Origin of the sequence: Acerihabitans sp. (assembly GCF_036398755.1) — a bacterium.
GTDB lineage: Bacteria > Pseudomonadota > Gammaproteobacteria > Enterobacterales > Enterobacteriaceae > Acerihabitans.
Genome location: NZ_DASWOM010000123.1, coordinates 73,133 through 85,857 on the forward strand (window position 1 = coordinate 73,133; position 12,725 = coordinate 85,857).

Annotated in this window: 12 protein-coding genes and 1 tRNA gene; 3 read left to right on the forward strand and 10 right to left on the reverse strand. The window is 56.1% G+C overall.

The window, feature by feature from the left end:
- Positions 1 to 4: 4 nt before the first annotated feature.
- From nifU to nifE, 5 genes are all read right to left on the reverse strand, one after another.
- On the reverse strand, positions 5 to 874 hold the full coding sequence (nifU, locus tag VGC33_RS20545; protein ID WP_331122627.1) for a Fe-S cluster assembly protein NifU: 870 nt from the start codon (positions 872 to 874) through the stop codon (positions 5 to 7).
- Between the two features lie 68 nt (positions 875 to 942).
- The gene (locus VGC33_RS20550; RefSeq protein ID WP_331122628.1) at positions 943 to 1,263 is read right to left on the reverse strand and encodes a hypothetical protein; all 321 of its coding nucleotides are present in this window, start codon (positions 1,261 to 1,263) and stop codon (positions 943 to 945) included.
- A gap of 159 nt (positions 1,264 to 1,422) precedes the next feature.
- Positions 1,423 to 1,878, reverse strand: a complete 456-nt coding sequence (locus tag VGC33_RS20555) for a NifB/NifX family molybdenum-iron cluster-binding protein (RefSeq protein WP_331122629.1) — start codon at positions 1,876 to 1,878, stop codon at positions 1,423 to 1,425.
- The gene (nifN, locus tag VGC33_RS20560) at positions 1,875 to 3,254 is read right to left on the reverse strand and encodes a nitrogenase iron-molybdenum cofactor biosynthesis protein NifN (RefSeq protein ID WP_331122630.1); all 1,380 of its coding nucleotides are present in this window, start codon (positions 3,252 to 3,254) and stop codon (positions 1,875 to 1,877) included. The genes VGC33_RS20555 and nifN overlap by 4 nt, the downstream gene beginning before the upstream one ends.
- A gap of 10 nt (positions 3,255 to 3,264) precedes the next feature.
- Entirely contained in the window at positions 3,265 to 4,647 is a 1,383-nt protein-coding gene (gene nifE / locus VGC33_RS20565; RefSeq protein ID WP_331122631.1) for a nitrogenase iron-molybdenum cofactor biosynthesis protein NifE, read from the reverse strand.
- A gap of 251 nt (positions 4,648 to 4,898) precedes the next feature.
- Between nifE and VGC33_RS20570 the strand changes: the two genes are divergently transcribed.
- Together VGC33_RS20570 and VGC33_RS20575 are read left to right on the forward strand one after the other, a co-directional pair.
- Positions 4,899 to 5,804, forward strand: coding sequence for a hypothetical protein (locus tag VGC33_RS20570; protein WP_331122632.1), 906 nt, complete (start codon positions 4,899 to 4,901; stop codon positions 5,802 to 5,804).
- Between the two features lie 104 nt (positions 5,805 to 5,908).
- Positions 5,909 to 6,979, forward strand: a complete 1,071-nt coding sequence (locus tag VGC33_RS20575; RefSeq protein WP_331122633.1) for an ankyrin repeat domain-containing protein — start codon at positions 5,909 to 5,911, stop codon at positions 6,977 to 6,979.
- A gap of 70 nt (positions 6,980 to 7,049) precedes the next feature.
- On the opposite strand, the gene VGC33_RS20580 is transcribed toward VGC33_RS20575, so the two are convergent.
- The 5 genes from VGC33_RS20580 to nifH form a co-directional block, all read right to left on the reverse strand.
- Entirely contained in the window at positions 7,050 to 7,727 is a 678-nt protein-coding gene (locus VGC33_RS20580; protein WP_331122634.1) for a NifB/NifX family molybdenum-iron cluster-binding protein, read from the reverse strand.
- Between the two features lie 24 nt (positions 7,728 to 7,751).
- Positions 7,752 to 7,967 (reverse strand): putative nitrogen fixation protein NifT, encoded by a 216-nt coding sequence (gene nifT, locus VGC33_RS20585; RefSeq protein ID WP_331122635.1) that lies wholly within the window; start codon positions 7,965 to 7,967, stop codon positions 7,752 to 7,754.
- 48 nt (positions 7,968 to 8,015) lie between these two features.
- Entirely contained in the window at positions 8,016 to 9,587 is a 1,572-nt protein-coding gene (gene nifK, locus VGC33_RS20590; protein ID WP_331122636.1) for a nitrogenase molybdenum-iron protein subunit beta, read from the reverse strand.
- A gap of 62 nt (positions 9,588 to 9,649) precedes the next feature.
- On the reverse strand, positions 9,650 to 11,098 hold the full coding sequence (gene nifD, locus VGC33_RS20595; RefSeq protein WP_331122637.1) for a nitrogenase molybdenum-iron protein alpha chain: 1,449 nt from the start codon (positions 11,096 to 11,098) through the stop codon (positions 9,650 to 9,652).
- Positions 11,099 to 11,175: 77 nt separating this feature from the next.
- Complete coding sequence (gene nifH, locus VGC33_RS20600; RefSeq protein ID WP_331122638.1) at positions 11,176 to 12,060, reverse strand: nitrogenase iron protein; 885 nt, start codon at positions 12,058 to 12,060, stop codon at positions 11,176 to 11,178.
- A gap of 424 nt (positions 12,061 to 12,484) precedes the next feature.
- Here nifH and VGC33_RS20605 point away from each other — a divergent pair.
- Positions 12,485 to 12,560: transfer RNA gene (locus VGC33_RS20605), tRNA-Asn, on the forward strand.
- Positions 12,561 to 12,725 lie beyond the last annotated feature (165 nt).

Sequence of the window (12,725 nt, forward strand, 5' to 3'; positions counted from 1 at the left end):
TACCTCATTCAACTTCACTGATGGAGACCGTGGCCGGATCGGCCACCACGTGCATAAACCGGCCCAGGCGTTCAATAAGCTTCTGCTGCAGCCAGGCCAGGGTCATATCGGTCATCATGCAGCCGCTGCAACTGCCGGACAGCGAAACGGTCACCTGTTTATCATCGACGCCGAGCAGACGCATATCGCCGCCATCGGCCTGGATATGCGGACGCAGGCCGGCAATCACCTCCTCGACCGCCAGCCAGTTTTCATCACGCGGCCGCGGTATGGGCGCGGCCAGGCCGTTGGCCCGCGCCGCCGGGCGGGCGTTCAGGATTTGTTCCAGGGTTTGCTCGATTTTTTCATGGCAGGAGGTACAGCCGCCGCCGGCCTTGGTGTAGTTGACCACATCCTCAAGGGTGGTCAGGCCGTTTTCCAGCACCGCGCGGCGGATATGGCCTTCGTCGACGCCGAAGCACTTGCAGATCAGCGCCCCTTCTTCGTGATCGGCGTCGGGCGCCTCCCCCCTGAACTGGGCGATGGCCGCGCGCAGCGCTTCCTGGCCCATCACCGAACAGTGCATCTTTTCCGGCGGCAGGCCGTCAAGGTAATCGGCTATCTGCTTATTGGTCAACTGCGCCGCCTCGGTCAGGGTACGGCCGATAATCAGTTCGGTCAGGGCCGAGGATGAGGCGATGGCGCTGCCGCAGCCGAAGGTCTGGAAACCCGCCTCTTCGATGATTTCCGTCACCGGGTCGACGCGCAGCATCAGGCGCAGCGCGTCGCCGCAGCTCAGCGAGCCGACGTCGCCTATCGCGTTCGCCTGTTCGACGACTTTGGCATTGCGCGGATGAAAAAAATGGTCTTTAACTTTTTCTGAATAGTTCCACATACATTTTTCTCCAGTTCACGGGGCGATGCTTTGCGATACCCCGGGTGAATGCCGTAGCTGACTTCCGGTTATGATGGGCAGGCCTGGTTGTCGCAGTGGCAGGCCGGCGCCTTAATCTCTATCCAGATGCCCTGATCCTGGTCCCGGGCGCCCGCCGTAAGCGTCGCGCCCTGTAAATAGGGCCAGTGCGCGATAGCCGCCAGCAAAGCCAGTCCCTGATAATCGACGCGGTACTCGTCTTCCCGTTGCGCCGCCCCCCATTCCAGGGTAACCCGCCAGCCCTGACAGGCGTCGCCTTCAAGCCGCAGACGCAGGCCGGCGCAGGGTTCGGCCAGTTGCCGGCGTAATAAAAGCAGGTGCTGCAAGGCTTGCGCTTCAATCTGAATCATGATGTCGCTCCGCAAGAGGGGTAGTTAATCATGAGCAAATGTGATGCCAGTCACATCTTTGTCATTAATTCAATAAGATAGCGTGCCGGCATGCATGAAAAACCCCGCACGTGTCGGGGTTGGTTGTCGGTTTTGTCAGGGAATTGACACAATCCAGCGCTACTCTTCCTCCCAGCGGCACTCCTGCTGGAAACGCTCGAAGCGCCCGGGATCGCGTTTTTCTTGATGACGCCGCACAATCGGCGCATCCCAGTTCCGCTGGATCTCCGTGAGCAAATGGTCAATGGCGGTGGTGGCCGGCACGCTTATCGCCCTAACCCCGATGCGCAGCAGTTGCCGGAACACGCTTTCCCCCACCGCCACGCAGTACAGGGAGAGGCAGCCATCCAGCGCGGCGATGCGGCATCCCAGCTTATCCAGGTCATGTCCCGGCTGGACGATAAACTCGGTAACCTGCAGCAGCGTCACCTGGTCGGGTTTGACGCCGTAAATCGCCAGACGGGGGGTGGATCCGAAATGCTGGTTGACCAGATGCAGGTCGGTGCTGGCGAACGCGACGCGCAGCGCCCAGTCGGAGCCGGTGGTGACGGTGAGATTGCGCTGGAAGTTATTCATAAGCCGGCGTCCTGCGCGGGTGAGACGGCGGGAAATTGTTGTTTGAGCGGCGAGTGGTATACCGGCTGATGATGATGGCGATGGCGCATCAGGTTGCCCAGTTCAAACAGGGTATCGCGGATGCCGGCGTAGCCCTGGCGGGTTCGGCGAAATTCGCCCAGGCGGTCGTAGAGGGGAAAGCCGGTGCGCACCAGCGGCATATCCAGACGCTCCGCCAGAGAGGCGGCGTGGGAATTGGCAATGATCATATCGGCGGGACTCGCGGCCAGCAAATCCGCCAGATCCTCCAGATCGCCGATAATAACCTTTTCCACCGGCAGCGCGGCCAGCCCGGGCTGGTTGACCGGCGCCACCGCGTTCACCACGCTCATGCCCTGGCTGACGGCGAAATCGCCCCAGCCGCGCAGCAGGTCCGCCTCGGCGGCCAACGCCATACGCCCGCCCTGGAGTTCGCCATGGCAATCGATCATCGCGTCCAGCAGTTGTCCGCGCTGCCGCTCAATCCAGGCCGGCACCTCGCGCCCGGATAGCCGGTGCAGTTGCCCGATAAAGTCATCCATCTGCGCCAGGGTCATCAGATGCGGCAAACGCACGCAGATGCCGCGTCCGCGCGGTTCCATCAGCGCGGCCACCCTGGCGAGCGAAACGCCTATCACAAACGTGGCGACGCTTTGGCCCAGTTGTTCCATCAGGCGCAGCGGCGTGCCGCCCTGGGTGAGCGAGCTGTAATCGCCCGCCGCCAGGTGTCCGTCCATGGATTGCGTCAGGTCCGGCAGGATCACAGGCTGCAGGCCGAACGCCTCGACATAACTGCGGATCAGTTCCTGATCGCCCGGGGTAAACATATGGCTTAGGAAAATATTCACCCGTTTGACGCGGATCCCCGCCGACGGCGCCGCCGGCACCCATTGCTGCACCACGCTTTCCAGCAGCGCGGCATAGCCGTTTTCCATCGAGCCGTAAAAATCCGGCGTGCTGACGGTCAGGATGCCGACCTGGCGGTACCTGGGGCGGCGTTCACGGAACAGCGCCACCGCCCGCGTCAGATCGCTGCCCTGGGCTTCCGACAGGCCGGTGCTGAGCAGGACGATAATGCGCGGCGTATTGCGCTCGCATAACGTTTCCAGCGCGGTGAAAATATTATCGTCGGCGCCCATGATAGTGGTGATGGGCTCCATGGCGGTGGATTGCAGCGGCACCGGCTCATGGAAATGCTGGATAAAAAATACCTTGGCGAAAGCGCTGCAGCCCTGGGCGCCGTGCACCAGCGGAATACAGCTTTCCAACCCCATCGCGGCCAGGATGGCCCCCAGCGGCTGGCCGCTTTTAATCGGGCTGGTGGCAAGCGGTTTTAGCGAACGGACAACCTGTGTCATGACCTTCTCCTCAGCCTTTTATCCGCCATGGCGCAGCCTGGTTCACCTGCGTCCATACCGGGCTTTCCAGCGTACGGCACACCGCCTCGGCCAGATTAACCATCCCGCTGTAGCCGGCGAAGGCCTCCTCGCGCTCCTGGTTGATATCCAGGAACGGCAGCCGGGCTTTATAGGCGGTGTACATATTCCTGCCGCCGGCAATCATCATGTCGGCGCGAAAACGATAGGCGGTATCCAGCAGCAGGCGCGGATTGCCTTCGTCAAGCATCAGCGCATCCTCGCCCATCAGCGCGCGGATGCGCGCCTTATCCTCCTCGGTGGATTTGCGCGTGCCGGTGGCCACCACCTCCAGCCCCAAATCCTGCAGCGCCGAGACCACCGACCAGGACTTCACGCCCCCCGTATACAGCAACACCCGTTTGCCGCGCAGCCGTTCGCGCCAGGGCGCAAGCCGCCGTTGGGTCGCCGCCTCTTCGCGCGCGATAAGCAGTTCGATGCGCTCGCTAAGATCAGGGTCGTCCAGCAACCGCGCCATCTGGCGCAGGGAGGCCGACATTTCGCGCATACCGTAGAAGCTGCCCTCGAACCAGGGCGTGTCGTAACGCTCCTCCAGCTTGCGCGCAACGTTAATCAGGGCGCGGGAGCAGACCAGCATATTGGCTTCGGCGCGGTGCATGGTCTGGATTTCAGCGAAACGGGCGTCGCCGGAGAGCGTGCACAACACCCGCACCCCCAGCTCATCAAGCAGCGGCAGCACCCGCCAGAATTCGCCGGCGATATTGTATTCGCCGATAAGGCAGATGTTATGGCCCCGGGCCTCCGGCACCGGATAATTCACCGGCCACGGCGCCGGCTCGCGCCGCCCCACCACCTGGCGCAGCATCACCTCGCCCGCGATGCGGTTGCCCAGGTTTTTGCTGCCGTAAAAGCCGGCGGCGTCGACGGCGACCACCGGTATGCCCGCCGCCGCCGAAGCCGCGCGGCAGACCGCCTCGATATCGTCGCCCTCCATGGCCGGCACGCAGGTATTATAAATAAACACCGCCGCGGGATGATAGCGCTCGGCGATATGCCTGACGGCATGGAACAGCCGGCGTTCGCCGCGCCCCATAATCACATCCTGCTCGCTTAAATCGGTGGTGAAACCCAGCCGGTTAAGCGCCGGTCCCGAACTGCGGCTGCCGCGGTTATCCCAGGAGCCGCCGGCGCAGCCAATCGGGCCGTGCACCAGGTGCGCCACATCCGCTACCGGCAGCAGCGTAATCTGCGCACCGTCGAAGGCGCAGCCGCCGGCGGTGGATCCCGGTTTGGGCGGTGTACAACCGGCTTTCTGTTTACCATTGTGTCCGCAGGCGGGTTCAACAAACAGGGCGGCGAGTTCATTATTATTCATCCTGACTTCTCGGTTAAGCGGCGTTGTTTAACAATTATTGCAATTCCGAGGCCACTCTTTACTTATTGTTTTAAAACAAATTTTCTTTGTCGCAAATACGACAAACCAGACAACGGCGCAAATAGGCCCGCACGTCTTGACCGCGTTGGCCGCCACGCCTCGCCGGGTCGCTATTTTGCTAAAACCCGTAATGGAATTACGACGAATTGACATAGGGTTGAATATTAGTAACGTAAATTAATAAGGCAGTTATGGCTGAGATTGCCTGCCGCTTCTATTATCACCTGGTAAAAAAACGAGGATTTATGCCAATAGAAAATCACTGCGATAAAACCATATCCATGCTATTAAATTCACATCATGGCATAGCGACCACCTCCGCAAGCCCACCGCCACCTTATCCCTACCCCGCCAATCACGCCCTACCTCCCCCTGCGCCGCATTATGCAAATCTCGCAGAATACGAAAGAGGGCATCCTGGCTACGTCTATATCAGCTGGATCAGCGATTCGCTGCATCAGCTCGCGTACCGGGCGAATTCGTCAGTTGATTTGCACAAGATAATCGATACATTCATCGTCCAACTTTCCTTATGCGATTATTTCCTTGACGAGTTGAAATCAATTGTTTATCACGATCTCGGCCTCTATCTGCTGGGTTTACATCAGCTGAGCGCCGAACAAAACGATCGTCGCATACCCCCAATTTTAGCAAGGATGTTTTCCAATATAGATCAAGGCTTGGCGATAGCATTAAATGTCATTCCCGCCTTCTATGAAAAAATCAACAGTATGGTCAAAGGGGCTATCTATGAAAAAATATGGGAGATAAAAATAGACTTTATCAGAAAAGTGATTTTTGATTATGTTATTCAAACTCATGGTAAATATGATAACGAAAGTTACGTTAACGCCTATTACCACCTATTGCGGGACACGCCTTGGGGCATTGATTACCCGGATGACAACAAGATTATCAAGCAACATAATCTCATTGAGGCTGAAAATTCTCTTTGTAGACTGATGAAAGAGCTGGAACAAAAGGTCACTCTGGGAAAAATAATCATTTTTTTAGGCACTGGCATATATGAAAACATCTGTGCAATCTTAAAAAAAAACTGCGTGGGAATGATAATGTTTTCAGTCATGAGTTATTAAAAGCCATCACCGACTACCTGCAAAATCACCACCCTTACCTCAAGCTTACAGATTGCATTAAAGTCAGCAACAGCACAAATAAATATCTTTTGGAATACCCGGATATGTTTTGTAGCGCCATCGCGGCTCAGTTAGAAACACAGGACTTAAGCCAATGTTATTTTAAAATCAGGCTGGCGATGGAGACGATGAATGTAAAGATAAAATTCGTCGAAGGATTATATTGGGTTGAACAAAAATCCAATGGTAAGCAATTCCCTCTTGATTTGGCCGTGCTAAGGAAGGAACATATCGTCGATAAGCTTGATGTGAACATGATTAAATTTGCCATATGCAACTCGACCATTGACCACATAGAGACCTATTTTACGCCATCATGGTTTCAACAATCCTCAGATATGTTTTATGAAATAGACCACCCGGCCATTTTTGCCGTCGCCTTGCTTTGCGTCAGCAATAATATTTTGTCAGCCAATAAAGCTTACAGGCACGGCAGGACCGTGTTGATGGCGGCCGTTATCATAAGAAATAAAGAGGCCATCAACAGTTTGATGAAACGCACGGACGTTGATATCAATTGCAAAGACGAGTTCGGTATGACTGCGTTGGTGCTGGCGGTTAAATACGGCACGACAGCCCAGGTCTCAAGTTTGCTAAAAAGCAACCTTATCAATGTCAATATTCAGGATTGCGATGGGAACACCGCCTTATTTCATGCAATAATAGGGGGGAAAAAATATAAGATGAAGCATCTTATAAATGACGGCCGAAATGATATCAACTTAATTAATAACAAGGGCCATTCGGTTTTATATTTATCGATATTGCATGATTTCCCCACTGTGGAAAGCATCGTTAAGCACAACAACATCGATATCAACAGTCGTGACGGTTGTTATAACCCATTGTGCAAAGCCATAATAGAAAAAAGATTGGATATTGTGAAATTATTTCTTACCTCACCCGATCTCGACGTGAACCGGTGTAATGCGAAGGGCCGGACCGCATTGCATATTGCTGTAGCCATGCGTAATGAAGCCATAGTTCGGGCGCTATTGCAAAAACGGCTTATTGATATAAATATCATGGATAAAAATGGCATAACACCAATGATGATGGCAAGCATCCCCGGCAATGAAAATATTATGGCTATCTTTCTAGCGGAAAGTGTGTAAATGAACTCGCCACTGCGCAGATGCGCAGATGCGCAATGGCTAACTAACTGAAAGTAAAATTATTATAGGGTTACACTGTTAAATCGGGTTGCGTAAAGGGTTGCGTTTTACCCATCCTTTTCGCCAGCCAGGGCGGGATCCGTCCCGCCAGCATGATTTGCAATGCCTGCAGTTGTTGGCCGATGGGCATCGGCGGCTTGATTTTTATCGGGTGGATATTGTTCCTGATAACCCGGGCCGCGGCCGGACCGCCGATGGCCTCGCAAAAGAGCAAATGGCAATCGCTTATCATCCTGGCCCGCGCTTCATTACCCTCTTCCCGCGCATCCGGCGTGTCGCGATAACGGCGCACCTGATACAGAAAAGGCAGGCGGTGGTCAAAAGCGTAAATGAAGAACAGCTTACTCTGGCCGAAATGACCGTCCACCATCAGACCGTCGCTGGAGGCAAAGGCGACGCGCAGTTGCAACGGCTGCGCCCGCTCCGGCGAGGTGGTAAGGTGCTGCGGCAGCGTTCCGGACAGGCAGGACATCACCACCTGCCATAGCGCGAGCGTTGGCTTCCCGCTGCCCGCCGGAAATTCCCGCGCCAGGGCGTCAAGGGGAAGCTGGGCAAGACGGGCCGGCGTCAACGCCTCACCCGCGGCTTTCTCCAGCCAAAGCACCAGTTCCCTGGGCGCCATCTGCGGCAAGGTCTGCGCCAGGGCGAATAAACGCCAGAATAAAGGATCGTCGGTTGCGACATTCATCGTTAGGCTCCTGTTGCCATGGTTTTAGCCGGCATTTTTACTGGCGCGTAAACGCACCGGGAACGGCGGTTTCCCCGGCTGTGGAAAGATATAATACGACTTGCCGCCCTCCAGCTCGAACATGCCGCCCCAGCAGTCGGCATCGTCAAATTCAATACGCACCACCCGCGCTTCCAAATCCTGCTTGGCGATATAGCAGTACAGTTCGGCGCCCTTTTCACTGAATAACACACTCGGCATAGCGGCTTTCTCCCAAAGGGCGGCCCAGGACGCGCCTGGACCGGCCGGTCAGCGGATCAGGTCGAAGTTATAATCGGTCTTGCCCATTTTCATGGTATCGCGATCCAGTTTTTCCAGTGTGGCGTTGACCAGCGTGGTCAATACCGTCATGGCGCCCTCATAGCCCCAGGTGGAGATACGATGCAGATGATGCCTGTCGAAAATCGGGAAGCCGATGCGGATCAACGGCACTTCAAACTGCTCGCCCAAGGCCCGGGTATCGCGCTGGATAAACTTGCCGTAGGAATTGCCAATCATGAAATCCGGCTTGCGGGTAAACATCAGCGAACGGAAATGCCACAGATCGCAGTTGATATACACCTCGCTTTCCTGACCATAGGGCGACGCGGCCAGCACCTTTTTCATCTCTTTCTGCCAGCGTTTATTGGCGTTATGGCACAGGATCACCGTCGGCTCGCAGCCCAGTTCCAGCAGAAATTTGGTCATGCCCATGACAAAATCCGGATCGCCGTACAGGCCGTAGCTTTTACCGTGGATCCAGGTGTGGGAATCGAGCATCATATCCACCAGCCGGCCGCGCTCAAGCGTCAGGGCGTCCGGAATCGGCTTGCCGGTCAGCCGGCTTAGGGTCATCAGCAGCCGATCGGTGGCTTCCAGCCCCAGCGGCACATCCACCGGCGTGGCGGGCTGCCGCCAGTTTTCCTGCACCATTTTTTTGGTTTTCAGCAGGTGCCAGGGTTGCAGCAGCAGGGTATCGATGGCGTTCGGCGCGTCGCGCATTTCATCCTGGGTGGTGCCGCCGGCATACATGCGGTATTCGCCGTCCGCCGGGGTGTCCAGCACGTCGGAAGGATCGGACAGCAGGCTGTAGCCGACGCCCATCTGATCCATCATGCGTTTCAGCACCCGGAAATTGCCGAGATAGGTTTCAAAACCGGCCACCAGGTTGATTTTGCCGTTACGGCCGGGCTGGTAATCACGGGCGTCGGTTTTATCGGTATATTCGCGGGCAAAACCCTCGAACATATTATCCCAGCCGGTGATATGGCTGCCGATAAAGCTCGGGGTATGGGCATAAGGCACCGGCACCGCGGGGTCGATAAAGCCGTCTTTCTTGGCATTGGCGATAAAGGCGCTCAGGTCGTCGCCGATCACCTCCGCCATACAGGTGGTGGAGACGGCGATGGCCTGCGGCTTATACAACGCATGGGCGTTCTGCAGGCCGTTGTTCAGGTTATTATTGCCGCCGAACACCGCCGCGTCCTCGGTCATCGAATCCGATACGCAGGCCACGGGCTCCTTGAAATGGCGGTTGAAATAGGTCCGGAAATACGCCACGCAGCCTTGCGAGCCGTGCACATAGGGCAGCGTATTGGCGAAACCGAGCGAACAAAGCACCGCGCCCAGCGGCTGGCAGGCCTTGGCGGGGTCGATGGTCAGCGCCTCGCGCTTAAAGTTCAGCTCCTGGTATTCCCGGGTGGTGGTCCACTCGAATACTTCCTTGACCCGGGCTTCGCCGTGGGCCTCTTCCAGCTCGCGTTTGCTGGTAAACAGCGCCTGGTATTCCGCTTGCTCGAACAGCGGATAGCAGGCCTTGGTTTTTTCTACACTCTGACTCATGATTCTCTCCTCCCGCGCCACAAATCTGTGAACCGGCGGGTTCAGGCTTCAGGCAAACAATCTCAGGCGGTTTTCAGCCAGGGCGCGGTCAACTGGGTCCAGCTCGGGTTATTCAGGGTCATGTCCATATCGCGGGCGAAAACGGCGAAACCGTCGTAGCCGTGATAAGGGCCGGAATAATCCCAGGAATGCATCTGGCGGAACGGGAAACCCATTTTCTGGAAGATGTATTTTTCCTTGATGCCGGAGCCGATAAGATCCGGTTTCAGCGCCTTGATGATTTCCTCCAGCTCGTAACTACTGGCGTCATCGAACAATAGCGTCCCTTTTTTCAGGTCCGGCAACGTACGGTCATAGTCATCGTTATGGGCGAATTCATAGCCGCTGCCGATGATTTCCATCCCCAAATCCTCATACGCGCCGATCACATGGCGCGGACGCAGGCCGCCGAGATACAGCAGCACGCGCTTGCCTTCAAGCCTGGGGCGGTATTTGGCGATAACGGCCTCGGTCTGCGCCTGGTATTTGGCGATCACCGCCTCGGTATTGGCCTGGATGGCCGCATCGAACAGCGCGGCGATTTTGCGCAGGGACTCGGCAATCTTGGTCGGGCCGAAAAAATTGTACTCCATCCAGGGAATGCCGTATTTTTCCTCCATATGGCGCGAGATGTAATTCATGGAGCGATAGCAGTGCACCAGGTTCAGCTTCACCTTGGGGGTATTTTCCATTTCCACCAGGGTACCGTCGCCCGACCATTGCGCCACCACGCGCAGGCCGATTTCCTCCAGCAGGATCCGGGAGGCCCAGGCGTCGCCGCCGATATTGTAATCGCCGATAATCGCCACATCGTAAGGGGTGGTTTCAAACGCTTTATCGTCGCGGTTGGATAAAATCCAGTCGCGCACCACGTCGTTGGCAATATGATGGCCCAGCGACTGGGACACGCCGCGAAACCCTTCGCAACGCACCGGCACGATCGGTTTATCGAGTTTTTTCTGCATTTCCCGCGCCACCGCCTCGATATCGTCGCCGATAAGGCCGACCGGACACTCGGACTGGATGGAGATGCCTTTGGTCAATGGGAACAGGGTTTCCATTTCTTCAATCAGTTTGGTCAGCTTTTTATCGCCGCCGAACACAATGTCCTTTTCCTGGAAATCCGAGGTAAAGTTCAGGGTGCCGAAGGCATTGACGCCGCTGACGCCGGTATAGTAGTTGCGGCGGCCGGCGCGGGAATACTGGCCGCAGCCGATGGGGCCATGGGAGATATGGGCCATGTCCTTGATGGGTCCGAACACCACCCCTTTCGAGCCGGCGTAGGCGCAGCCGCGCACCGTCATCACGCCGGGCTGGGATTTACGGTTGGAAGTAATGCATTTGCCAACGCTTTCCATTTCCGGATCGCTCAGCATATAGTGCTTGGCACGCTCTTTGCGGGCTTTCTCGGGAAAGACTTCCAGAACTTCCTGAATCAGCGCCAGCGTGTGTTCGCCGGTTATATCGGTCATGGCGATGTCCTTACATAATAATCAGGGTAGTTGACCCAAGCCAGCCGTTGCCGGCTCAGGGACCTGCGCCTACGGTTTCAGGCCGACTGCGCTTCTTCCGCCGCGGTTTTGCCGATAATGGTTTCGTCTTCCACATCCAAGATGCCGAATTCCATCAACAGCGCTTCCAGCTCGTCCATGGTGACCGGGGTGGGCACTATCATTTTTTTGTTGTCGACGATTTTTTGGGCCAGCGTGCGATACTCATTGGCCTGCTCGCAGGTCGGATCGTATTCGATGACCGTCATACGGCGGATTTCAGCGCGCTGCACGATGTTATGGCGCGGCACGAAGTGGATCATGTGCGTACCGAGCTTGTCCGCCAGCGCCATGATCAGTTCATCTTCGCGGTCGGTCTGGCGCGAGTTGCAGATCAGGCCGCCGAGGCGCACCTTGCCGGTTTTGGCGTATTTGACGATACCCTTGCAAATATTGTTGGCGGCATACATCGCCATCATTTCGCCGGAGCAGACGATATAGATTTCCTGCGCCTTGTTCTCCCGGATCGGCATGGCGAACCCGCCGCAGACCACGTCGCCCAGCACGTCGTAAAACACAAAATCCAGATCTTCCTCGTAAGCGCCCTCTTCCTCCAGGAAGTTAATGGCGGTGATAACGCCGCGTCCGGCGCAGCCGACGCCCGGCTCAGGGCCGCCTGATTCCGCGCAGCGGATGCCGCGATAGCCGATCTGCAACACGTCCTCCAGCTCCAGATCTTCTACCGAGCCGACTTCGGCGGCCAGTTCCATAATGGTGTTCTGCGCTTTGGCGTGCAGGATCAGACGGGTGGAATCCGCTTTTGGATCGCAGCCGATGATCATTACCTTTTTGCCAATCTCGGCCAGAGCGGCAACGAGATTCTGTGTGGTGGTGGATTTACCTATGCCACCTTTGCCATAAATGGCGCATTGACGGATAGCCATGTGCATTCTCCTGTTAGTGGATTGACCCTTTCTATTAAGCAGGGAACGTACCAGAAGACGACACATTATAACTTATTGAAATATAATGTTTATTATTTTAGTGGCAGGCTACTCGCCACCGGGTTGTGAACAAAGACCGTCCCTTTTGTCATAAAGCGGACACAGCCTGTGCGGCCTGTGGCCGCGTCGTGAGTCCGGGTTGGCACGCGATGGACATAGGGCGGATACATGCGATATGCACAGCGCCACGTGGCGCGCGTCGCCATTTTAAGTGGGCTTTGAAGACGTGAAAGCGGCGCTGGATAAGGCGAAATTGCGCGGATAATCAGCAATCTGGCGATCTCCTGGCCATCTGGCGGGAAATGCTGAAAAGAACTTTGACAAACGCGGCCGGCCCCTTTAGTATTCGCCCCGTTCTCGCGATTCCTCTGTAGTTCAGTCGGTAGAACGGCGGACTGTTAATCCGTATGTCACTGGTTCGAATCCAGTCAGAGGAGCCAAATTCTTGTTTTCATGCCTCTTTGCGAATTCTTATGTGATTCAGATTCAATAAGTTAGCGTGAAAAATCTTCCCGATGCGTTTTCAGTTTTTCCTCTGCATCGGGAAAAATTGGTGGTCAGATTTGGGGTCAGGTTGGTTCGATTATGGAGTGACCCCCATATGT